The 21,502-nt window shown below is 35.9% G+C and carries 30 protein-coding genes; all 30 read left to right on the top strand.

Annotated features, from left to right (window positions below; all coding sequences use genetic code 11):
* Positions 1–136 precede the first annotated feature (136 nt).
* Positions 137–361 carry a hypothetical protein gene (locus ACPYKA_RS01615; protein WP_479540671.1) on the top strand — a complete coding sequence of 75 codons (225 nt, stop codon included), beginning with the start codon at positions 137–139 and terminating at the stop codon, positions 359–361.
* Positions 361–849 carry a hypothetical protein gene (locus ACPYKA_RS01610; protein ID WP_479540670.1) on the top strand — a complete coding sequence of 163 codons (489 nt, stop codon included), beginning with the start codon at positions 361–363 and terminating at the stop codon, positions 847–849. The genes ACPYKA_RS01615 and ACPYKA_RS01610 overlap by 1 nt, the downstream gene beginning before the upstream one ends.
* Before the next feature lie 16 nt (positions 850–865).
* On the top strand, positions 866–1,279 hold the full coding sequence (locus ACPYKA_RS01605; protein ID WP_479540669.1) for a hypothetical protein: 414 nt from the start codon (positions 866–868) through the stop codon (positions 1,277–1,279).
* A 4-nt stretch (positions 1,280–1,283) separates the two neighbouring features.
* The gene (locus tag ACPYKA_RS01600) at positions 1,284–1,691 is read left to right on the top strand and encodes a sigma factor-like helix-turn-helix DNA-binding protein (protein ID WP_479540668.1); all 408 of its coding nucleotides are present in this window, start codon (positions 1,284–1,286) and stop codon (positions 1,689–1,691) included.
* Between the two features lie 543 nt (positions 1,692–2,234).
* Entirely contained in the window at positions 2,235–2,390 is a 156-nt protein-coding gene (locus ACPYKA_RS01595) for a hypothetical protein (RefSeq protein WP_479540667.1), read from the top strand.
* Positions 2,391–2,429: 39 nt separating this feature from the next.
* On the top strand, positions 2,430–3,035 hold the full coding sequence (locus ACPYKA_RS01590) for a terminase small subunit (protein ID WP_479540666.1): 606 nt from the start codon (positions 2,430–2,432) through the stop codon (positions 3,033–3,035).
* Positions 3,022–4,320, top strand: a complete 1,299-nt coding sequence (locus ACPYKA_RS01585) for a PBSX family phage terminase large subunit (RefSeq protein WP_479540665.1) — start codon at positions 3,022–3,024, stop codon at positions 4,318–4,320. Before ACPYKA_RS01590 ends, ACPYKA_RS01585 begins: the two co-directional genes overlap by 14 nt.
* 11 nt (positions 4,321–4,331) lie before the next feature.
* The gene (locus tag ACPYKA_RS01580; protein WP_479540664.1) at positions 4,332–5,825 is read left to right on the top strand and encodes a phage portal protein; all 1,494 of its coding nucleotides are present in this window, start codon (positions 4,332–4,334) and stop codon (positions 5,823–5,825) included.
* A 4-nt stretch (positions 5,826–5,829) separates the two neighbouring features.
* Positions 5,830–5,961 carry a hypothetical protein gene (locus ACPYKA_RS01575; RefSeq protein WP_479540663.1) on the top strand — a complete coding sequence of 44 codons (132 nt, stop codon included), beginning with the start codon at positions 5,830–5,832 and terminating at the stop codon, positions 5,959–5,961.
* An 81-nt stretch (positions 5,962–6,042) separates the two neighbouring features.
* The gene (locus ACPYKA_RS01570) at positions 6,043–7,188 is read left to right on the top strand and encodes a phage minor capsid protein (RefSeq protein WP_479540662.1); all 1,146 of its coding nucleotides are present in this window, start codon (positions 6,043–6,045) and stop codon (positions 7,186–7,188) included.
* A gap of 104 nt (positions 7,189–7,292) precedes the next feature.
* Positions 7,293–7,919 carry a hypothetical protein gene (locus ACPYKA_RS01565; RefSeq protein WP_479540661.1) on the top strand — a complete coding sequence of 209 codons (627 nt, stop codon included), beginning with the start codon at positions 7,293–7,295 and terminating at the stop codon, positions 7,917–7,919.
* 15 nt (positions 7,920–7,934) lie between these two features.
* Positions 7,935–8,837, top strand: coding sequence for a phage capsid protein (locus ACPYKA_RS01560; protein WP_479540660.1), 903 nt, complete (start codon positions 7,935–7,937; stop codon positions 8,835–8,837).
* 39 nt (positions 8,838–8,876) lie between these two features.
* On the top strand, positions 8,877–9,410 hold the full coding sequence (locus ACPYKA_RS01555; protein ID WP_479540659.1) for a head fiber protein: 534 nt from the start codon (positions 8,877–8,879) through the stop codon (positions 9,408–9,410).
* A 9-nt stretch (positions 9,411–9,419) separates the two neighbouring features.
* On the top strand, positions 9,420–9,815 hold the full coding sequence (locus ACPYKA_RS01550) for a head-tail connector protein (protein ID WP_479540658.1): 396 nt from the start codon (positions 9,420–9,422) through the stop codon (positions 9,813–9,815).
* Complete coding sequence (locus tag ACPYKA_RS01545; RefSeq protein ID WP_479540657.1) at positions 9,815–10,159, top strand: putative minor capsid protein; 345 nt, start codon at positions 9,815–9,817, stop codon at positions 10,157–10,159. Before ACPYKA_RS01550 ends, ACPYKA_RS01545 begins: the two co-directional genes overlap by 1 nt.
* The gene (locus tag ACPYKA_RS01540; protein ID WP_479540656.1) at positions 10,160–10,483 is read left to right on the top strand and encodes a minor capsid protein; all 324 of its coding nucleotides are present in this window, start codon (positions 10,160–10,162) and stop codon (positions 10,481–10,483) included. It abuts the gene before it with no gap.
* Positions 10,484–10,891, top strand: coding sequence for a minor capsid protein (locus ACPYKA_RS01535; RefSeq protein WP_479540655.1), 408 nt, complete (start codon positions 10,484–10,486; stop codon positions 10,889–10,891).
* The gene (locus ACPYKA_RS01530; RefSeq protein WP_479540654.1) at positions 10,884–11,348 is read left to right on the top strand and encodes a phage tail tube protein; all 465 of its coding nucleotides are present in this window, start codon (positions 10,884–10,886) and stop codon (positions 11,346–11,348) included. The genes ACPYKA_RS01535 and ACPYKA_RS01530 overlap by 8 nt, the downstream gene beginning before the upstream one ends.
* A gap of 48 nt (positions 11,349–11,396) precedes the next feature.
* Positions 11,397–11,789, top strand: coding sequence for a hypothetical protein (locus tag ACPYKA_RS01525; RefSeq protein WP_479540653.1), 393 nt, complete (start codon positions 11,397–11,399; stop codon positions 11,787–11,789).
* 10 nt (positions 11,790–11,799) lie between these two features.
* Complete coding sequence (locus tag ACPYKA_RS01520) at positions 11,800–12,360, top strand: bacteriophage Gp15 family protein (protein WP_479540652.1); 561 nt, start codon at positions 11,800–11,802, stop codon at positions 12,358–12,360.
* Between the two features lie 17 nt (positions 12,361–12,377).
* Entirely contained in the window at positions 12,378–12,506 is a 129-nt protein-coding gene (locus ACPYKA_RS01515) for a zinc finger domain-containing protein (RefSeq protein WP_479540699.1), read from the top strand.
* Positions 12,507–12,554: 48 nt separating this feature from the next.
* Positions 12,555–15,122, top strand: coding sequence for a phage tail protein (locus tag ACPYKA_RS01510; protein ID WP_479540651.1), 2,568 nt, complete (start codon positions 12,555–12,557; stop codon positions 15,120–15,122).
* A gap of 11 nt (positions 15,123–15,133) precedes the next feature.
* Complete coding sequence (locus ACPYKA_RS01505; protein WP_479540650.1) at positions 15,134–15,613, top strand: distal tail protein Dit; 480 nt, start codon at positions 15,134–15,136, stop codon at positions 15,611–15,613.
* Positions 15,594–16,250, top strand: a complete 657-nt coding sequence (locus tag ACPYKA_RS01500; protein WP_479540649.1) for a pyocin knob domain-containing protein — start codon at positions 15,594–15,596, stop codon at positions 16,248–16,250. The genes ACPYKA_RS01505 and ACPYKA_RS01500 overlap by 20 nt, the downstream gene beginning before the upstream one ends.
* Before the next feature lie 11 nt (positions 16,251–16,261).
* Positions 16,262–16,603, top strand: coding sequence for a phage distal tail protein (locus tag ACPYKA_RS01495; protein WP_479540648.1), 342 nt, complete (start codon positions 16,262–16,264; stop codon positions 16,601–16,603).
* 15 nt (positions 16,604–16,618) lie between these two features.
* Positions 16,619–19,621: a phage tail spike protein gene (locus ACPYKA_RS01490; protein ID WP_479540647.1), complete on the top strand. Its 3,003-nt coding sequence runs from the start codon at positions 16,619–16,621 to the stop codon at positions 19,619–19,621.
* Positions 19,618–19,965 carry a hypothetical protein gene (locus ACPYKA_RS01485; RefSeq protein ID WP_479540646.1) on the top strand — a complete coding sequence of 116 codons (348 nt, stop codon included), beginning with the start codon at positions 19,618–19,620 and terminating at the stop codon, positions 19,963–19,965. The genes ACPYKA_RS01490 and ACPYKA_RS01485 overlap by 4 nt, the downstream gene beginning before the upstream one ends.
* Positions 19,966–19,979: 14 nt before the next feature.
* Positions 19,980–20,225 carry a hypothetical protein gene (locus tag ACPYKA_RS01480; protein ID WP_479540645.1) on the top strand — a complete coding sequence of 82 codons (246 nt, stop codon included), beginning with the start codon at positions 19,980–19,982 and terminating at the stop codon, positions 20,223–20,225.
* Positions 20,226–20,238: 13 nt separating this feature from the next.
* Positions 20,239–20,658, top strand: coding sequence for a phage holin family protein (locus tag ACPYKA_RS01475; protein WP_479540644.1), 420 nt, complete (start codon positions 20,239–20,241; stop codon positions 20,656–20,658).
* A 2-nt stretch (positions 20,659–20,660) separates the two neighbouring features.
* A partial coding sequence (locus ACPYKA_RS01470; RefSeq protein WP_479540643.1) for an N-acetylmuramoyl-L-alanine amidase occupies positions 20,661–21,502 on the top strand: 842 nt, incomplete at its 3' end.

The raw sequence follows: 21,502 nt of genomic DNA, 5'->3' as shown, positions 1-21,502 counted from the left end.
GGGAAACTCACTGAATTTGATAGATACACCATGATGTGGCAGATAGTAACACAAAGTAATTATGATGATGTTTATTTACTTAGTCTTTCAGACGAAAAATTGAAGAAGATTTATAAAGAAAAGGTGATTGATAGAAATGAATAAAACAGCGTTATTAGAAGAATTGAAATATATTTATCAAGATAAGATTATAGATATCGAAATGGCAATTGATAATTTAAATAGAAGGATAGAAGAAAACTTTGATAGACCAAAAGTAATTGATGGGATACCTAGCAGAATTCACGAGTTACAGCGAGATAGAAACGGATTAGAAAGAAAGATAGAGCTTCTAAATGATTGGATTGGTGAATTGCAATAATGCGTTTTGTCGGTATTGATCCAAGTACAAAAACAGGCCTTGTCATCCTAAGTGATGACGAGGTCATAACAGCAGAAGAAACAAAAACAAATCACAAGAAGGATCCGATTCGCTTCATGCATATCGCCGAACAAGTTATATCAAGATTAAAAAGAAAAGATGTAATAGCAATTGAGGGATTTTCGTATGGATCGAGGGGAAAAGGAGTATCCGTTCAATATGGTATAGGGTGGATGATCCGTGCGGAACTATATCGGGCAGGATATCCATACATAGAAGTATCTCCAGGAGGGTTGAAGAAATTTGCTACAGGAAAAGGAAACACTAAAAAAGAAGAGATGATCCTTCCTATTTATAAACGTTGGGGATTTGAACATAACAGCGACAATGTGAGAGACGCTTTTGTTTTAGCTAAGATTGCGGAAGCGACAAAGAAGGAAGTTGAGTTAACGAAGTTTCAAAAAGATGTTTTAAAGAAGGTGGGATAAATTGGAGGACATCGACTTGAAAGAATTAAAACAGCATGAAAAATCTCACGAAAATTATATAAAACAAATAAAGGTGTTGGATGATCGCATGGATCATCTAGCGCCTTATGAAATAGCTAAAATGCAATATCTATATACAGGCGCAGAAAGACAAGCATGGGCAATAGCGGCATGGCACAGGAAGAAACAAAGATATTATGAAGGTATGGCAGAGATAGCGCAGGGGCAGGAGTACAAAGAAATGAGAGAACAAGGAAAGACAGGAACGGACGGACAATATCTTTCTAGGATAAGCAAAGGTGAAATGTTGGTTAAAGCTTCAAGTCATGAGGGCGATTATATTTCATGGCGAGGTGTAGCGCAAACGTACGAAAGGGCATGTAATAGTTTGAAAGATATTCTTAAATCAATTGAAGTACAAGGTGGTTAACTGAATGAACGATAAAAAAGAATTATTTAACATATATAAAGATATATGCCAGGAAGTGGAGTTTTTAGAAGCTATGCTAGATGAAGCAGAAGCAGAATATAACATCAACAATAAATTGATGTTGAAGAATCCAGAAAATCCAGGTACAGAGGGATATATTCCATTGCCGCTGGATAGGGCAGCGGAATTTAGGGATAGAGTAGCAGAGAGATATAATAATATTGCTAGGCTTTTAGAGCTGAAGAAAAGGATAAAGAAGACAGCAGAGAAGCATTTAAATCAGTTAGAAGGGTTAGAATATGAAGTAGCTTATAAACGTTTTATAGAAGGAAAGACATTGGCAGAAATAGCCGAAGAATTAGGATATAGCGAACGACACATGAAGCGAATAAGCAGTAATATAACAAGATAAACATGGTACTTTTATGGTACTGACTTATTGAAAATACGGTGTTATGATGGTAGTGTAGAGAAAATGACATGTTAATAGTTGTTGGCTTGGAAAACCAACAACACATTTTTCGCTAAGATAGGATAAACAATATGTGGTGAGTTGTTTTTTAACTGTATGTTGTGTGATGTCTTCTAAAAAAGAGCGTATGAGGGGCGCTCGGAGGGAAAGGGCTTATTGGTCCTTCCCTTGACACGTGGCGGTGCAGGTGCTAACAAAGGTTCAATTCCTTTGACCGCAAACAGTATTTTCTCCCCTTACCTTTCAAGCCGACCCTCTTAGTTGGAGGGCGGCTATGATATTTTTACGTGGTGGCGGAATAGGTAAACGCAGGTGTGCAAACAAGAGTTTGTTTATTAGGTGCAAATCCTAGTCCACGTATTAGACAATTTTATGTAAGTAGCGATGTTACAAGCGTGGAAAACTTGTAACTAGTATGTGTACATTTTAGGCACTCTTTTAAAAGGGTGCTTTTTTATTTATACATAAAAAGGTGTTGATAATATGAATGCACTATTTAAAGCGCTAATGATTGCGATCATGTTTTTGTCCTTTGTTATGATGACGAGTGAAAGGGCAAGAGATAAAGAAAAGGCTAATTATTTGGCGGTGTTTATTTTGTCTGTATTAGCTTACTTATTTAGTGCTACTTATTTATAGATCCGCACAAAAAACACGCGGGGGTGGGGTTGAATGTAAATGGATAAAAAAGATAATTTGACAGATAAACAAAGGCTATTTTGCATTTATTATATTAAATACTTTAATGCAACAAAAGCATATCAAAAAGCGTATGAATGCGCCTATTCAACAGCAATGGTAGAAGGTCATCGCATCCTAAGGAATCCTAAGGTAAGCGCCGAAATAGACCGTTTAAAAGCAGAACAAATGAACGAATTAAAATTAGATGTTCGTGATGTGTTACAGAAGTACATTGATATTGCCTTTGCTGATATAACTGATTATGTTGAATTTGGTAAGAAGAAAAAGGAAAAGAAGATAGTTAATTATGTTGATTTTAAGCAATCTAACAAAATTGATGGAACGATAGTGACAGAAGTAAAACAGGGGAAAGACGGAGTTTCTATTAAGCTAGCCGATAAGATGAAGGCGTTAGAAATGCTTTCTAAATACTTTGATTTACTAGATGACAAAGAGAAGAAGAGATTGCAGGCGGAGAAGCTAAAAGCAGAGATAGAGAAAACGCAGGTGGAAACGAAGAACGAAGAAAGCGGAGGAGGAAGAGTTGTTATTGTCCAAGATAAAGAAGCGATGAGGAAGGCAATGGAAGATGACAGCGGTTAAATACATCATGGATTTGATAAATCGTAACTTTTATTCATTTTGGATAAACGAAAAGCCTTATAGCATTTTAAGCGGTGGCCGATCATCCATGAAGTCATCCGTTATTAGTTTGAAACTTGTCGTTGACTTCATGGAAGATAAAGAAGGCAATGTTATTTGTTTGCGTAAGGTTGGCAAATATCTTTCGACATCCGTTTACGAACAAATAAAATGGGCAATATATATGTTAGGTATCGAAAGTGAATTTAGATTTGGGAAATCGCCGCTAATAATAGAACATAAACCGACAGGTACAGCTTTTTACTTTTACGGCGTTGATGATCCAATGAAAATAAAATCAGCCAAGATTGCAAAAGGTTATGTAATGGCATTGTGGTTTGAGGAATTGGCAGAATTTAAAGGCGTTGAAGATATTGACGTTGTAGAAGATACCTTCATACGTGAAGATTTAGGGGAAAAGCAGGTAAGAGTCTATTATTCTTATAATCCACCTAGAAATCCTTATGAATGGGTTAATGAGTGGAAAGACAGCAAAAGAAATGATGATAATTACTTTTTACACCATTCAACATATTTAGAAGATGAAAAAGGCTTTCTATCTAAGCAGATGGTCAATAAGATAGAGAAGTACAAAGTTAATGATTATGACTATTGGCGATGGATGTACGGCGGGGAAATCATTGGAATGGGCGACAACGTTTATAATATGAATCTATTCCAACCATTGAATGAATTACCTGCAGATGACGACATTTTATTAATTGATACATCGACAGACGGCGGGCACCAATCAAGCGCTACAACACATGGTTCTTTTGCTTTAACGAAAAAAGGGAAGGTTATATTGCTTGATACGTGGTATTATTCCCCACATGGAAAGGTAAATAAGAAAGCGCCATCCGAATTATCAGAAGCATTTTTTGAATGGTTGCAATCCGTTAGGGAAAAGTATAAAAAGCCTTTTGATGTACAAACAATTGACAGCGCAGAAGGTGCTTTACGTAACCAAATATTTAAAGACTATGGAATAAGACTTCATCCAATAGCAAAGAAAACTAAAATAGATATGATTGACAACGTCCACGATTTATTAGCGCAGGGGCGTTTTTATTATTTAGATACACCAAATAACCAGATTTTTATTGAAGAGCATAGAAAGTATGCTTGGGATCAAGATAGTTTAAAAACGGCAAAACCGAAAGTTATTGAAGTCGATGATCACACATGCGACATGTTCCAATATTACGTTAATGATAATTTACGAAAGTTAGGGCTTAAATTCTAGGTGGTGATCCAATGTTAAAACGCCTAATTTCAAAGATAAGGCAGGTGATGTATAAGATGGGGTTAATCAAGGGAATAGAAAAGTTAGCGAAACACAAAGATATATCAATAAATGAGGAAATGTATAGACAAATAGAATCGTGGAAAGAGCTTTACAAAGGTTATTATGAAGCTTGGCACAAAATAACTTACCAGACAGTGGAAGGGAAGAAAACGCGGAGAATGGACACACTGAACATGGCCAAGACCTCCGCTAGTGAAATGGCTTCATTAGTTTTTAATGAAAAATGCGACATATCCATTAGTGATGACGGATTAAAGGAATTTATTGATGACGTATTAAAACATAACAAGTTTGATAAAAAATTCCAAGATTACCTTGAATACTCTTTCGCAATGGGCGGAATGGTTATAAAACCATACGTTGAAGATGGTGAAATAAAACTATCGTTTGTTACGGCGGATTGCTTCATTCCGTTACAGTGGAATAATGAAACCATTACAGGCGGCGTATTTTTAAATGAAACTAAAAAAGGCGATAAGAAATATACTCATCTTGAATGGCATTACTTTGACAAAGGTGTATATCATATTGTTAATGAGGTTTACGAGTCCAAAAACGGCGATGATTTAGGGGTGAAAATAGATTTAAGTACAATTTATCCAGAGCTAGAAGAAAGAACAGGAATAGCAGGACTGAAAAAACCTATTTTTATTTATATAAAGCCGAACACAGCGAATAACATCGATACACAATCGCCGCTTGGCATTAGTTTATACGCGAACGCCTTAGACACCATGAAAGCTATCGATACAGCATTCGACAGCTTCAACAGAGAATTTAGACTTGGTAAAAAACGCATCATCGTACCTTCACACATGGTTAAAACTGTAATAGATCCAACGAACGGAACAGCAAAACGCTATTTTGATTCAAGTGATGAAACATACGAAGCTTTACATACTGACAACATGGACGACATGAAAATACAAGAAATGAATGTAACTTTACGTGTTGACGAGCATATAGCGGCAATCAATGCTTTATTAAACATATTCGCAATGCAAACAGGTTTTTCAAGTGGTACATTTACATTTGATGGCGAAAGCATGAAAACCGCTACAGAAGTAATAAGCGAACAGTCCAAGACATTTAAATCTAAGCAATCACACGAAATTATCATAGAATCCGGACTGCAAGAATTAATTGATTCTATTGTCGCGATTGCTGAATTGCATGATTTATATAACGCGCCGAACGAATATGAAGTTACGATTGCTTTTGATGATTCCATCGCAGAAGACAAAGCGGCGGAAATAGAAAAACAAGCGCAAATGGTTATAAATGGACTTCAATCGAAAAAACGTGCAATTATGAAAGTACATGGAGTAACGGAAGAAGAAGCGATTGAAATATTGAAAGAGATAGCGGAAGAAGAGAAGAGAAACATGCCAGAGCTTGACGAATTAAGAAATGAATCTGTTTTATTTGGTGCTATGGAGTGATTGTATGATTCATTTATTATCGAAAGTCGGAGAAAAGAAAATCGGAAGTGTAAAACTTAGTATTTTTAAACGTGAACAATGTGGAAAGGAAACAAAAACACCAAGAATAATGTTATTAACAAAATGCGAAGGGTGATTAAATGAGTGTATCAACAGTAATTATAGTTTGTGTGTCTATTATTTACAGTACGATTATTGCTTTAAAGGTCTGATTACCATGAATCCCAAGCGTCCAAAAATAACACCATATCAACTAGATATTTTCACTGAACCAATCACAGACATTTACAGGGCATTGGAAGAAGAAATATTTTTAATGATTGCTAAGCGGTTAAAAACAGCAGAAGGCGCAGATGTTTCAAAAGATAATGTGTTCCAATGGCAGTTAGACAAAATGAACCAATTAAGGCTAATAAATAAAGAGACGATAAAAGCATTATCTAAAAAAACAGGAATAGCCGAAAAGGAAATAAGGAAAGCAATTATAAATACAGGTATTGCAACAATTGAAAGTGTAGATCGAGAATTAAGCGGTATATATGAACCAATTCCAAAACCTAGCCATATAGATAGTGTTTTAGAGTCTTTTGTACGACAAACATTTAGAGAGTATAACAACTTTGTTAATCAAACGCTAATAACAACCAATTACGGAGAAGGCACTGTAACAAGGATGTACAGGAAGATAATAGAAGAAACAACAGGGAAAGTATTAGCAGGTACAAAAACGGTTAACAAAGCAATAGCCGAAACGGTTATAAGATGGGCTAATAAAGGTATAGAGACAACATTCATAGACAAAGGCGGGAATGTTTGGTACTTAGAGAGATACGCTGACACAGTTATTAGATCCACAGTTAACAGGACGTACAACGAATTACGAATGAGTAGAATGCAAGATTATGACGTTGATTTAGTGCTTGTTAGTAGCTTGCCAGACGCTAGAGAAGCATGCAGTCTCATTCAAGGTAAAATAGCTTCTTTGAAAGAGCCAGGAGAAAACAAATCAAAATATCCATCTATTTATGAATTTGGATACGGAGAGCCGTGGGGCGTTAGGGGAATCAATTGTAGACATCAATTTTTCCCATTTATTGAAGGTTTAAATGAAAACAATCAACCACAATATGACCCAGAAGAAGCACAAGAAAAGGCTAAACTTGTACAAAAACAACGTTGTTATGAACGACAAATAAGAAAGGCTAAAAGATCGTTAAAACTTGCAGAGGAAATAGGACATCCAGAAACAATAGAACGTTATAAGAAATTGGTAAGAAGTAGGCAAGCAAAAATAAGAGAGTTTATAAGTGAACATGAATTGCCAAGACGTTACGACAAAGAAAGAGTAATTATTTGGAAATAAAATTGTCCTTAGCACGACATTAAAAGGCTTATTTTTTATGTCCGTTTATATGTTGTGGACGTTAAATAAAACATAAGGACATTATCCGCAATGGAGGGTTTTATATGTTAGTAAATAAATTACCTTTGAATTTACAGTTTTTTGCCGAAGAAGGCATAGATGGTGACCAGACACCAAATGAACAATCTGGAGGACAAGAACAAACAGATCAAAAGGGTACTGATTCCCAACAACAATCAGAGGACAAAACGTTTACTCAAGAGGATGTAAACAATCTAATTTCTAGAGAAACGAAAAAACAACAAGAAAAGCTATTGAAGCAATTAGGAGTGGAAGACTTTGAAAATGCAAAGGAGGGCATGCGAAAGTTTAAAGAATGGCAGGAAAGCCAAAAGACAGAAGCAGAAAAGCAAGCAGAAAGATTGCAAGAACTAGAAGAAAGCTATAGCAACGCTTCAAAGGAAAACGAAACATTAAAGGCACATATCAGTGCAATGAAGCAAGGTGTAAAAGGTGAATCGGTTGAAGATGTCGTTATTTTAGCTAAGAACATGCTTTCCGATGATGTGGATATGGAAACAGCTATTAAAGAAGTTATTGAAAAGTATCCACACTTTGCACAGGAGGAACAAAAAGGAGAACCAAAACCTAAATTTACGACAGGTAAACATACAAGCGATGGATTAGGTGAAAGTGATCCATTTAAAGCAAAACTAGCAAAATATAAATAAAGGAGAATGAAAAAAATGACAACAGCAAACCAAGATTTAAACGTTCGTAGTTTCCAAAAACAATATAAGGAGTTATTACAAGCCGTATTTAATAAACAGGCTTATTTCCGCGACTTTTTCGGAGGTGAGATTGAAGCATTAGACGGCGTTCAACACAATGAAACAGCATTTCACGTTAAAACATCAGATATTCCAGTTGTTGTAAGAAGTGAATATAACAAGGACGAAGACACAGCATTTGGAAAAGGTACAGGAAATTCAACGCGGTTCGGTCCACGTACTGAAATCATTTATACAGATACGCCAGTGCCTTACACGTGGGAATGGGCTTATCATGAAGGAATTGACCGCCACACAGTAAACAACGACATGAATGAAGCAATTGCAGATCGCTTAGACTTACAAGCGCAAGCGAAAATGAGTAAATTCAATCAACGGCATTCCCTATTCATTTCAAAAGTAGCAGGGGAAACAAAAGAGCTTGCCACTTATGGCGAAGATGATGTATTGAAGTTATTCAATGAATTGGCTTCTCATTACACAAACATTGAAGCAATTGGGACTAAAGTTGCTAAGGTATCACCAGAACTTTACAACGTTATTGTTGATCATCCTTTAACTACTAAGGAAAAAGATTCATCCGCTAATATTGATGAAAATGAGATTGTTAAGTTTAAAGGGTTCATTGTTGAAGATATTCCAGAGCATTTATTGCAAGAGGGAGAAGTGGCTTACACTTACATTACTAACATTGCTAAAGCCTTCACAGGCATTAATACTGTACGTACTATTGAATCAGAAGACTTTGACGGCGTAGCATTACAAGGCGCAGGTAAAGCGGGCGAATTCATCATTGACGACAATAAAAAAGCAGTTGTTAAAGTTACATTTGTTGATAGCGGCGGAGTTGAAGGGTAATAAACATTTCTTTCAAAAGTAAAAAAAGGAGTGGTTACAATGGTGAAATTCGAAGCCAGAGCAATAGAGGAAATCCCTGCAAATAGATTAGTCGTTCTTACTCGAACAGGTGGAACTGATTTAGATGAAATTAGAATTAGACTAGCTATAGAAGGTGAAGCGCCTGACTTTGTTTCCACGAGAGATGTTGAAAAAGATGAAACAGTGCAAGTGGAAATTAAAAATCGTGAAGTATGGACAGCAGAAGCGGCGGAAGATATTCGCATAGGCGTTTCCGTTGGTTGCACAGATGGTGGGAAGTTAGTTGAATCTATGAAAGAAGAAGATCCGCCGAAAATTGGTTATACAATCCAATCTGCCAAAGCGGGTGAAACGGTGAATTATATAAGATTGATTAGTGGCGGCGGTAAAGGTCCGAAAGGTGATCCAGGTCCACAAGGTCCAAAAGGTGATCCAGGCCCAAAGGGAGACAAGGGAGCAAAGGGAGACAAAGGCGATCCAGGCTTTGGAACGGAAGAGCAATATAATGATATTATTGCGAGATTAGAAGCGCTAGAAGGTGCAGGAAGTTAGGGTGATTGAATGCCTTATCTAACATACGATGAATACAATGAATTCGGATTATCGGAGATCGAGGAAACAGAATTTAATAAGTTAGTACTTATCGCGGGTGACGTGCTTGATCATGTTACCCGCAATTTTTATCAATTTAATTCACTTGATGATGATGTTGAATTCAGACGTACAAAATTTAAAAAAGCAGTTGCCGCACAAGTACAATTTTTCCATGACATGGGTGCTATATCATCCCACGAGTTAAACGAGCCGTCACATGTACTAATAGGGCGTACAACCATGGCTCAAAATACCAGATCATCTAATAGCCAAGAAGAAACAAAGAATAACATCATTAGCAATGACGTTTACATTTATTTAAATGATACAGGGTTACTAAATAGATCCATTGGGGTGATTTAATGAGAGTTAAACCGCTTCCTAAAAGTTGGCTTATCCATACCATCACCTATGAAGAGTATATCGACAAAGATGATTGGGGAAATCCGATATATGATGATCCAATTGAAATAAAACATGTTCGTTTTGATAACTCGACTGTTTTCAGTCGAGATTCAACGCAAAAAAAGGTTTTGGCTGATGGAATTGTTTTTGTTGATACAACGAACAGTAAACCTATTCCCGATAAATTCATTGAAGAGTCAAGAATCACTTTTAATAACCGAACTTACAAACTTGAAAAGATAGTAGATTGCTACTATCCGAATAAAAACGAAATAAGACATTATGAACTAGAAGTGATTTAAATGCCAATAAGCGTAAAGAAAGATTTGAAAGGCGTTAAAGTTAAAACAGACAGAATGACGAAGCTAGGGCAATACACACTTATTAATCAAGTGTATGCCGATTCTAATCCATATATACCTATGCTTTCTGGGGATTTACGGAATCAATCATCTATAACAATGAACGCGAAATCAATAATTTACAATGTTCCTTATGCCAGAAAACAATATTATAACTTTGGCGCTAAATTTACGACACCTGGAACAGGTCCTAAATGGGATAGTAAGGCCAAAGCGATACATGGGAAATCGTGGGAACGAATTACTAAAAAGGCGATGAAATAAATGGAATTAGATTTTTTGGATAGGTTAAAAGATAAAATAAATAGCTTTGGTTTATATGCTCACTGTACCATTGGCTTATTAGATGAAGGTGAAAGCTTATCCATCATGGCAATGCCAGGCGGTGAGGAAACTGTATATTATGATGGCGAAAGAGACAAAGACTATCAAATACAAGTTAATGCAAAAAGCATAGATCAACACAATTGCTTTGATGCACTTACAAAGATTTATCAAACGCTTGAAAATTTAGAGTATTTACCATCACAAAATGGAAGTTATGACTTTCAAAAAATAGAAACACGATCATTACCTAACCTTGTTACACAAGATGAACAAGGTTTTTTTGTTTGGGCTTTAAACATTAGTGCAAGTATAACCATTTATCAAGGAGTGAATGAGAATGGCTAGAAAAAAGAATGCTTTAACAAAACATTTTGTTGCCCCGATCCCAACGGACGGAATAACAGAGCCAGAATATATGAGACTAGCTAAATATATATCTAGTGTAGAAGATGAACCAGATGAAGACGTTGAGGATATCGGATTTTATGACGGTGACGGAACGCCAGAATCGGACGTTATGTCAGTGAAAAAGACTTACACGTTTGAAGGTTTTTATGACGATGAAGACGAAGCAATGAAGTTTATTGCAGGCCTGGAGTTTGAGACAGGAGAAGGCAGAAAGATCATGTATAAACAAGAAAGATCAAATGGTGATGTATATGAAGGCCGCGCGACAGTAACGGACATAGTACCGACAGGAGGGGAAGCAACCGAATACGCTACATTCGGTTGCGCTATCAGTTGGGATGCGAAGCCAGAAATAACGAGAGCAGGAGAAGGCGGTGGAGGTGTAGAGGGGTAATATTATCCCTCTTTTTTTATATTTTTATATTAATGGGGGTTGATTTAATTGGCAATTAAAATTCAAACGGAAAAACCAACAATACCAGTCGAAATAGGAAAGTTAAAATTTGAATTTGATGTATCGGATGAATCTATTAAAAACTTTTATGAGAAGTCATTCGAAACTTTCAAGGAAATAGAAACAATAGAAGTTGATGAGGATGAAGAAGAAGAAGTTATTTTTGAAAAAGCGAAAGACATTCTTAAAAAATCGTTTGATTTAATGCTTGGAGAAGGGGCATTTGTACAAATTTACGAATTATCACCATCTATTTTTATTCTAACTAATTATTACAAACAATTGTATGAGGGCATAAGCAAAGAATTAGAAAAAATGGGCTTTACTGAATCGCAAGTTGAAAAGGCGAAGAAGTATATAAAGAACAAAAATAAAAAGTAGGTGAAGCGTAATGCTATCACTTGCTTATCCATTGACTGATACCGTTGAAATAGATGGAAAAGAATATGAAATTGATTTAAGCTTTGATAATGTTTTAAGACTCATTGACATGCTAAATGATGAAGAACTGGATGACATAGTACAAATCGAAACAGGACTTTATATGCTTTTAGGAATTGACCTTGATTACGACATAGAACAAAAAGAAAAGATATTTTATGAAATATTTAAAAGCACAATCGACAACGAGGAAGAAAAACAAAAATTAGACATCGAAGGGAATCCCATGCCAAATGTGGATAATAAAGAAGAAAAAGTTTTTTCTTTAAAACAAGACGCAGATTATATCTTTGCTTCTTTTTATCAAGATTATGGTATTGATTTGATCGAAATGCAAGGCAAAATGCATTGGGATAAGTTTAAAGCTTTACTAGGTGGATTAAAGGGAGACACGAAGCTAAAAGAAGTGCTTGAAATTAGAACAATGGAACTTCCAAAAGGGAAAGGCACTTCAAAAGAACGAAGCAGAATAAAGAAACTAAAAGAAATATACGAGCTGAAAGAAGAATAATCTTTTTTATTTTGAGGGTGTTTTTTAATGTGAACAATCTAAAGGAAGTTAGATGTAAAAAGTGCAATAAATTACTAGCAAAATTAAAAGGAAAAGCTGAAATCAAGTGTACGAGATGTAACACTTTAAATAAATTTAAACAATAAGAGGGCCACGAGCTCCAATAGATTTATTAACTATTGGAGGTGAAATACGTGGCAGATGGAAAAGTTGTAATTGATGTAATACTTGATGACGGGAAAGTTGTTAAAGGCGTAGCGAATGTAAATAAAAGTATTGGCGCAATCGCAGGAACAGCACAAAAAAGTTCACTAAGCATAGGGAAGTTAGTTGCAGCGCTTGGACTTGTGGGATTGGCTAGTAAAGGGATTAACATGGTGAAGCAATCGCTTGATGGTGCTATATCACGTTATGACACCTTGAATAACTTTCCCAGGGTCATGCAATTAATGGGATTTGATGCGCAAGATTCGGAGAAAGCAATTAACAAGCTTTCAGATGGCATTCAAGGCTTGCCGACAACATTAGACAGCGTAGCGAGTACAACACAAAGAATAGCCATGATGACAGGTGATTTAGATGGCGCAGTAGATACAACGCTTGCATTAAATAATGCATTTTTGGCAAGTGGGGCAAGTACGGCAGACGCAGAACGAGGACTTGAACAATATGTTCAAATGCTTGCTAAGGGCGAAGTTGATTTGCAATCATGGCGGACATTGCAAGAAACAATGCCTATAGCATTAAATGAAACAGCTAAGGCATTCGGTTTTACAGGAAAATCTGCACAAAATGATTTATACGAAGCTTTAAAAGAAGGAAATATAACATTTGACGAATTTAACGAGAAGATCGTTGAATTAAGCAATAAAACAGGTGGCTTTGCTGATATAGCAAAAGAAGCTAGCGGCGGTATCCGCACTTCTTTCACGAACATGAAAACGGCTGTTGTTCGTGGGTTGACAAATGTTATTGAAAAACTAGATGAAGGACTATCAAAAACAAGATTTAAAAGCATTGAAAATATTATTCAGTCAATGGGAAACAAGTTTGCAGAAGTTTTAACAAATATAGCAAATCATATCCCAGACGTAATAGAAAAAATACAATCAGTTTATAACACATTAAAACCGTGGTTGCCATTACTCACTTCCATTGGTGCAGGCGTAGTGTCTATGGTTTTAAGCTTTGCAACAATGAACACAGTCATAAAGATCATCAACAATGTAAAGCTTGCAATCAAAGCTATGAATATGGTTTTAATGGCTAATCCCTGGATGATTGTCCTTGGACTTGCTGTTATGGCTGTTACATTAATAATTCAATATTGGGATCCGATAAAAGATTTTTTTGCGAACTTGTGGGAATCTGTAAAAGTAATTAGTACAGTTGTGTGGGAATCCCTAAAAATGGTATGGGTTGGAGTTATTGAATACTTCAAAAGTATATGGACATCCATAAAAGAATTCTTTTCCCTTTTGTGGACAGGAATGATACAAGTTGCTTCCACAGTTTGGGAATCATTAAAGGCGACATGGGCATCGGTAGTATCATATTTTAAAAGTCTATGGTCAACCATTAAAGAGTTTTTCTCTAATTTATGGACTGTAACTATTAATACAGCCACAAACATATGGAACGGATTTAAAGCAACAATAACAGCAATTTGGAACGGTATTAAAAGCGCAGCTTCCAACATATGGAACGGTATAAAAACAAGCATAATTTCAATTGTAAAAAGCCTTGTTTCAACAGCTACAAATATATGGAACGCTTTAAAAACCGCCGTTATAACCATCGTAAATGCAATAAAAACAGGCGCTACAAATGCATGGAACGCTTTGAAATCATCTGTTATTAGTATAGTTAACGCAATAAAAACAGGCGCTACAAACGCATGGAATGCTTTGAAATCATCTGTTATTAACATTGTTAATAACATAAAATCAAGGGCTACAAGTATATGGAACGCTTTGAAATCATCCGTAATTAGTATAGTGAACGCTATAAAGTCGGGTGCTACAAATGCATGGAATGCCCTTAAGACGTCCGTTGTTAACATTGTAAATGGAATAAAAACAAGTGCTACAAACGCATGGAATACAATGAAATCATCCGTTATTAATATAGCTAATGGTCTAAAAGATGGAGCGGTCAGAGCATGGAATACATTAAAAACCGAAACAAGCGCAGCATTTAGAAAAGTCAAAAGCTATATAACTTCACCTTTGAAATCTATTAATTTGTTTTCTATAGGTAAAAACATTATACAAGGATTGATCAATGGGATTGGATCAATGGCGGGGGCAGTAACAAAGAAAGTAAAAGACATAGCAGGGGGAATAAAGAAAACATTAACAGGAGCATTCAAAATTAAATCCCCTTCCCGTTGGATGAGAGACACGATTGCCAAAAACATGGGTATTGGTTGGGTAAAGGGTATTGATCGAGAAAAAACTTCAATAATTAAAAAATCCGGGCAAATGTCTGAATGGATGAAACCAGAAGTACCAGAAACAAAAGGATTTATAAATAGACTAAGGAATACTAAGTTGCCATTAAGTGAAAATATACCGTTAACTTATAGAAACATCACAGAACAAAAAATAATAGAAACAGATAGAAGAAGAGAAGGCAAGAATGACACAAAACAACGTCCTATAGAATTACATTTAACACTAGGAGGAACTGAATATAAAACATTTGTAGATGATATAACAAAACTTCAAAAACGGAATAATTACAGATTGCGAAAAGCTTAGAGGGTGAAGAAATGATAACATTTAACGGCGTTGACCTTTCTTCTTATGTTCGCGTAGTCTCGATATCTGGCCGAGGGGTTGTAAGTACCGAAATAGAAATGGACAGTGTACCAGGAGGAGACGGCGCTTATCAAAGGAGCAAAAGAATACCAGAAAGAATATTGACTTGCCAATTTAGAATGTACAGCAAGACATTAGAAGAATTACGAAAAAAAACAGAAGAACTGAATGGCGTATTGAAGACTGATAATGTTGTTCCGATTGTATTCAACGATGAAAAGGATAGGACTTATTACGGAATATCTGGGGGTGTAGAAGAAAACGCCGATAGGGAAAATGTCGGTGTTTATGATTTTGAAATTGAAATTGTATGCTTTGATCCATACAAATATGGAGACGAACACACAGAAACGACAATAAGACGTTTATTTTGGGAAGACTATGCAAGTAAAACATGGGAGGAATTAGCAGATGGCGACATCAACACCTAACCTTAAATTAACAAAGCCAGAATTGACAGACATTATAAGCGATTCGATTGCTAGTTTTGGCGAAAACGCAGATATTATTGATGGAGCGGTAAAAGATTTACAAGATAAGGACGCTTCAATAGATGGAACTATTTCAACATTAAGGGCGGATGTTGACAGCAATTCAAGCGATATAAACACTAATGCCACCAACATTAACAATCATAAATCAGACAAAAATAATCCCCATAATGTGACAAGCGAACAAATAACCGTAATTCCCGCAGTTGACGGAAGCGTAAGCGGTAACGATTATCCTATTGGCGCAACTGTATTTAATGTAACGAATCAAACAGGATATCCTCATACATACGGAACAGTGTTAACTGTGAAAGTAGCAAATAACAGGATGTCGCAATTATATTTTGAACACGCTTTTAACGATAGTCAAATTGGAATGTATTTTAGACATTGGAATGATTCTCCAAACCGTTGGACAGAATGGAGAAAGCTTGCCATAGATTCGGATTTAGAGACAGTAAGAACAGATTTAAATAATTATAAATCTAGTAACGACAGCGACATAACGAACATACAAGGACGGCTTGATGACATAGAAGCCAGATTATCCGCAATAGAAGATGAAATGCAAGTTTAGAAGGTGATTAAATGGCGATTAGATGGGCAGAAATAGCACAAGTTAGTGAAATGACTGTAAAGGGAAACGCAAAGACGCCACCATATTTTAAAGCGACACTTAAAGAATCCGCGCCATATGTTGAATTTTTACATTCTAACGGTGAATCACTAAGAATAATCTTTAACTTCCAACCAGGTGACATAGTGGAAGCGGATTGTAAAAAAGAAAAAGTATATATAAATAAAGAATTGAAAATGCCTGCTATCGACTTGATGAAAGCAGACTTTTTTTATTTAAAGCCTGGATATAACAGGATAGCCACTATTCCCGCTATGGATTTGGAAACAAAATACACTGAAAAATGGTTATAGAAAGGCGGTGAAACGTTGAAACAACCTATCATTATTTTTGACAAGAAAGATAATTTACTAGCAGTAACGCGAAAATATAAAACGGCATTTTTTCATGAGACAGTAGAAAAACCGATTTCCCTAACTATAGAATACCCTATGGAGGATGAAAGAGCGGAATATTTAGTGGGTGGGAATCAAGTAGCATTTAAGGATTTAGAGGGGCGACTAAGATTATTCACAATCCGTGAAATTGATGATTCAGACGGAGAAGCGAAGGAAAAAATAGTTGAATGCTTGCCAGGTATGCAAGAATTAACGGATGTGATCATTGAAGAGAAACGTCCACAAAATAGGACGGCTGAATTTGTTTTGGGGATAATATTAGAAAAATCACGTTGGAAAGTCGGAAATGTTGCTGATTTAGGTACAAACTCAACAAGTTTTTATTTTGATAATGCCTATGATAGCTTGGATAAATTAACTGATATATGGGGCGGAGAAATTGTTGACCGTATAGAGGTAAAAGGAAATCGAATAGCAGGTAGATATATTGATTTAGTTGAACGCAAAGGAAAAGACACAGGTAAACGATTTGAGATCGGAAAGGATATAAAAAATATCAAACGAACCGTTTTATACTATCCGAAAACCGCGCTTTATGGAAAGGGTTCTTCATTGGAAATAGAAGACGAGGAAGGCGAACGTACAGGTGGTTATACAAGGAAAATAACTTTTCGAGATGTTGTTTGGTCTAAAGAAAATGGTGATCCAATAGACAAGCCAAAAGGTCGAGAATGGGTAGGAGATCCAGAAGCAAGGGAAATACATGGAATACCAGACGAAAACGGCGAAATGCAACATAGATTTGGCATGTTTGAAGATGGAAATGAAGAGAATCCAGAAAATTTATTAATGAAAACGTGGAAGGCGTTGCAGGAAGACCAAAAAGAACCTAAAGCACAATATGAAATGGATATAATAACATTTCATGGATTGGCAGGCTATGAACACGAACAAACATTCGTAGGAGATACAGGAATTGTAAGGGATTTTTATATAAAACCTAAAGTATTAATAGAAACACGCGTTATAAGCATGGAATATGACATCGGAAATCCCTCTAATGGCAATTTGGTACTAGGGAACTTTTTAGAATTAGATGAACGAGACGTTGAAATTGATTGGGTTATTGACAAAGTGAAAGACAGGGCAGATAGATGGGATAGCGGCGGCGGACCAATAGATGACGGAAGATTTCCAGATATAAAACCACCAACGCCAACAAATTTAAAAGCGGACGGACTTTTTCAAACTGTTATGCTTACGTGGGATTACGATCCGAAAGTATATATATCTGCTTATGAGGTTTACGCTTCACAAGTAAATGGATTCGCACCAGATCCAAGCAATTTAATTTATAGAGGTAAAACAGGCGGTTATAATCACAAAGCCAATGTAAATGAACAATGGTATTATCGAATTAGAGCTATTAATACACATGGAACGCCAAGCGATTATACAGAGCAAGTAAGCGCCAATACAGCGCAAATAAGAAACATTGACATAGAAATAGGAGCGGTTAACGCTGAAAAACTTGCTGATTTAGCAGTTACGGCTGATAAATTAGCGGATGGGTCAGTTGTAGAAGATAAGGTATTTGACGGTGCTATAGGATCGTCAAAGTTAGCAGATCTGGCAGTTACATCAGCAAAGATAGATCATGCCGCTATCAACGAAGCACACATATCAGATTTAGCAGTTGGAAACGCAGCCATTAAAAACGCAGCTATCACAAATGCAAAAATCGCAAAAGCCGCTATAGATACGGCGAATATAATTGACGCCGCCATCACAAATGCGAAAATTGCAGACTTAGCAGTAGATGACGCAAAAATTGCAAATTTATCCGTAAATAAATTAAAAGCTGGAACGTTAGACGTAAACAAGATTAAAATATACGGCGGAGACAGTAAAGAATATACAATGATAGATGGTAATTTCTTTGAATCACGTGGTTCTTACACGCGTACGTGGTTTGGAGAAACTAGCACTCACGATATAAAAATAAGGATTGATAAAGGTTATTTACGTTTTAGAAATGATTCAGAGGATAAAAGCATTTATGTTTCCGACTATGGAATATCAACAATCATTAATGGCGGTGGTGAAGAGGACACCTATTTAGGATCGGGAACAATCGAATTCTTTTCTAAACGTTGGCAATTCGATGGATTAGGTGAAGGAGTAAGAGGGATAACAATGCTATCTAATCGCGGGAACGTAGCGTTAGAAGCTTGGACTCGCGATGTTGTATTAGCGGCAAACAGAAGTATTAACCTAATGGCGAACCAGGACATAAATATAGGAACTGAAAGAGCAATAAATGTTTGGGCGTATGAAAATAAAAAATTAGGATCTTTACCATTCCAATTTTATGTGAAAGGATATAGTGATCAATACAGCGATAGACACGATGGAATGTTATTTTATGGAAGATATGCAGATAGAGACAAAGGTACAATAGTTAGAGCAGGAATAAGATTCAGAAGAGATGAGGAATCTATTTCTATAACTGACAGCTCTGGGGATTGGAAAAGTGGCTTTCTATACGCGCAACAATTCAACAGTAACGCCTTATTGGTTAACGGAACAGCAAGCATTGACGTTCTTTGGTACAACAGCGGCGGAAAATCTTCATCTTTATCGCTTAAATCAAACATAGAACAGATAGACGATGTTGGGTTAGATATCATAAATAAACAAAATGTTGTTTCTTTTTTATATAATGAAGATGTAAAAAATGGTAATTATCATAAAAAACAATTGGGTTTTATTAGTGAATTATCTCCAGAAATATCAACAAGGAATGGAACGGCTATAGACAATGACAAGTTATTAGCATACAACGTAAAAGCCACGCAAGAATTATCATCAAAAACAGACAAACTAGAAAAAGAAATAAATGATATTTACTTTGTTATAGAAACTTTAATAGATGAAAACGAAAAGTTAAAAAAGGTGGTTACTAACAAATGAGTAAAGCAATAGAATTTACGAAAGAGGTAACTTATAAACTTGAATATAAAGGCGAGACATTCGAATTGGATCATTATATAGATAACATTGAAAACAGAAGGTATGTTTTATATTACTTTGAACAATTAGAGGAACCTGCACCATTAAATATAAAAGGTACAGAAAATCCTTATCAAGTTATAGAGCCAGAACTACTAGGGGAAACAAAAATAGAGGGGGTTTTTTCCACTTTTCGTTTATACCGTTTGCCAGACGTTCCTATTACATTAGTAGCTTATATAAGGGAGAATAGGTTCGGTATTTATCATTCGTGGTCATTTAAATATATGAATGAATTAAATTAATAGGAGTGATTCCATTGGAACAACAAGACTATGAAAAGATAGAAAAACTAGAAAATGAAATAGAACAATTAAATGCATTTTATTCGAACGTAGTTGGAGACTTAAAAAGACAAATAGCTGAATCTGCAGAAGATGGAGCGATCAAAACGGCATTAGGAATAAATGAAAGAGAGGAGTTGAAAAAGGTAAAGAAGGAAAATGAAGAATTGAAGAAAGAGTTAAAAAGACTAGAAAATAAATTGATAGACAAAAATAAATAAGGAGTTTAGAGACATGGAACAAAATACAAATACATTATATACAACAATTGCAGGGGGAGGCATAGCGGCGATTGCTTATTTATTTGGCGGCCTTGATCACTTGCTTTTATGGTTAGCGGTGATGATGGCTATTGATTTTTTTATGGGGGTGTTGGTTGGAAGTTATTCTCAAAATATTTCTTCTAAACGGTTTTTTAAAGGATTAGGAAAAAAGACAGCGATGTTATTAATGGTGATTGTTGCCAATGGCGTTGATATGGTAGTTGGAACAAATGGGGGGATCATGCGAAATAGTATGATCCTTTTTTTAATTGCCAATGAAGGTATTAGCATTACAGAAAATGCGGGGAAGTTAGGTATAAACATCCCTAGTAAAATCACAAATGTATTTGATCAATTGAAAAATGAAAATGATAACAAGGAGGAAAAATAATAATGGCTAAAATATTTATTGACCCTGGTCATGGTGGTGGCGATTCAGGTGCTATAGGAAACGGTTTAAAAGAAAAAGATGTAGTTTTAAAGATTGCTAAAAAGTTACGTGACATCTTAAAAAATGAATACGGTGCAAATGTAAAAATGAGTCGTACAACAGATAAATTTTTGTCGCTAAGAGAGCGCACAAATATGGCTAATGCTTGGGGAGCAGATTATTTTGTATCTATTCACACTAACGCAGGTGGCGGAAAGGGCTATGAAGATTTTATATATAATGGCGTTTCTAGTAATTCTAAATCTGCTAAATATAGAAATGCCTTGCATGGAGAAGTTTCCAAACGTTGCCGCATGACAAACAGAGGAAAGAAAAAAGCGAACTTCCACGTATTGAGAGAATCGAAAATGCCTGCATGTTTAACAGAATGCGGATTCATCGACAACGCAAACGATGCTAAGCTAATGAAGACGTCAAAGTGGATAAATGACATGGCTAGAGGACACGCAGAAGGCATAGCGAAGGCTTTAGGGTTGAAGAATGATAAAGGTAAGGAAGATGATAAAAACACTGGAAACAAGCAACAGAAGCCAAAAACAACAACGCCTAAAGGGAAATATCCACTTCCAAATGGAATTGTCAAGCAAGGCGCAAAAGGCGATAAAGTACGACAAATCCAAACAGCATTAACAGCGGTATATTTTTATCCAGACAAAGGAGCAAAAAACAATGGAATTGATGGAATGTATGGACCAAAGACAGCGGATGCAGTAAGGCGCTTCCAGAGCGTTTATGTTGGACAAGTTGATGGGATATATGGACCAAACACTAAAAAGGCGCTAGA

The organism is Pseudogracilibacillus amylolyticus (SeqCode), from assembly GCF_051918545.1.
In the GTDB taxonomy this organism is placed as follows: domain Bacteria; phylum Bacillota; class Bacilli; order Bacillales; family Amphibacillaceae; genus Pseudogracilibacillus.
This window is presented reverse-complemented; position numbering and strand designations above follow the sequence as displayed.

Coding starts and splice junctions, on each gene's coding strand:
- ACPYKA_RS01555 (WP_479540659.1), top strand. CDS start 8,877: ATGGTGAAATTCGAAGCCAGAGCAATAGAGGAAATCCCTGCAAATAGA.
- ACPYKA_RS01570 (WP_479540662.1), top strand. CDS start 6,043: ATGAATCCCAAGCGTCCAAAAATAACACCATATCAACTAGATATTTTC.
- ACPYKA_RS01575 (WP_479540663.1), top strand. CDS start 5,830: ATGATTCATTTATTATCGAAAGTCGGAGAAAAGAAAATCGGAAGTGTA.
- ACPYKA_RS01530 (WP_479540654.1), top strand. CDS start 10,884: ATGGCTAGAAAAAAGAATGCTTTAACAAAACATTTTGTTGCCCCGATC.
- ACPYKA_RS01550 (WP_479540658.1), top strand. CDS start 9,420: ATGCCTTATCTAACATACGATGAATACAATGAATTCGGATTATCGGAG.
- ACPYKA_RS01545 (WP_479540657.1), top strand. CDS start 9,815: ATGAGAGTTAAACCGCTTCCTAAAAGTTGGCTTATCCATACCATCACC.
- ACPYKA_RS01560 (WP_479540660.1), top strand. CDS start 7,935: ATGACAACAGCAAACCAAGATTTAAACGTTCGTAGTTTCCAAAAACAA.
- ACPYKA_RS01600 (WP_479540668.1), top strand. CDS start 1,284: ATGAACGATAAAAAAGAATTATTTAACATATATAAAGATATATGCCAG.
- ACPYKA_RS01585 (WP_479540665.1), top strand. CDS start 3,022: ATGACAGCGGTTAAATACATCATGGATTTGATAAATCGTAACTTTTAT.
- ACPYKA_RS01520 (WP_479540652.1), top strand. CDS start 11,800: ATGCTATCACTTGCTTATCCATTGACTGATACCGTTGAAATAGATGGA.
- ACPYKA_RS01500 (WP_479540649.1), top strand. CDS start 15,594: ATGGCGACATCAACACCTAACCTTAAATTAACAAAGCCAGAATTGACA.
- ACPYKA_RS01615 (WP_479540671.1), top strand. CDS start 137: ATGAATAAAACAGCGTTATTAGAAGAATTGAAATATATTTATCAAGAT.
- ACPYKA_RS01590 (WP_479540666.1), top strand. CDS start 2,430: ATGGATAAAAAAGATAATTTGACAGATAAACAAAGGCTATTTTGCATT.
- ACPYKA_RS01580 (WP_479540664.1), top strand. CDS start 4,332: ATGTTAAAACGCCTAATTTCAAAGATAAGGCAGGTGATGTATAAGATG.
- ACPYKA_RS01495 (WP_479540648.1), top strand. CDS start 16,262: ATGGCGATTAGATGGGCAGAAATAGCACAAGTTAGTGAAATGACTGTA.
- ACPYKA_RS01505 (WP_479540650.1), top strand. CDS start 15,134: ATGATAACATTTAACGGCGTTGACCTTTCTTCTTATGTTCGCGTAGTC.
- ACPYKA_RS01565 (WP_479540661.1), top strand. CDS start 7,293: ATGTTAGTAAATAAATTACCTTTGAATTTACAGTTTTTTGCCGAAGAA.
- ACPYKA_RS01535 (WP_479540655.1), top strand. CDS start 10,484: ATGGAATTAGATTTTTTGGATAGGTTAAAAGATAAAATAAATAGCTTT.
- ACPYKA_RS01610 (WP_479540670.1), top strand. CDS start 361: ATGCGTTTTGTCGGTATTGATCCAAGTACAAAAACAGGCCTTGTCATC.
- ACPYKA_RS01475 (WP_479540644.1), top strand. CDS start 20,239: ATGGAACAAAATACAAATACATTATATACAACAATTGCAGGGGGAGGC.
- ACPYKA_RS01595 (WP_479540667.1), top strand. CDS start 2,235: ATGAATGCACTATTTAAAGCGCTAATGATTGCGATCATGTTTTTGTCC.
- ACPYKA_RS01540 (WP_479540656.1), top strand. CDS start 10,160: ATGCCAATAAGCGTAAAGAAAGATTTGAAAGGCGTTAAAGTTAAAACA.
- ACPYKA_RS01485 (WP_479540646.1), top strand. CDS start 19,618: ATGAGTAAAGCAATAGAATTTACGAAAGAGGTAACTTATAAACTTGAA.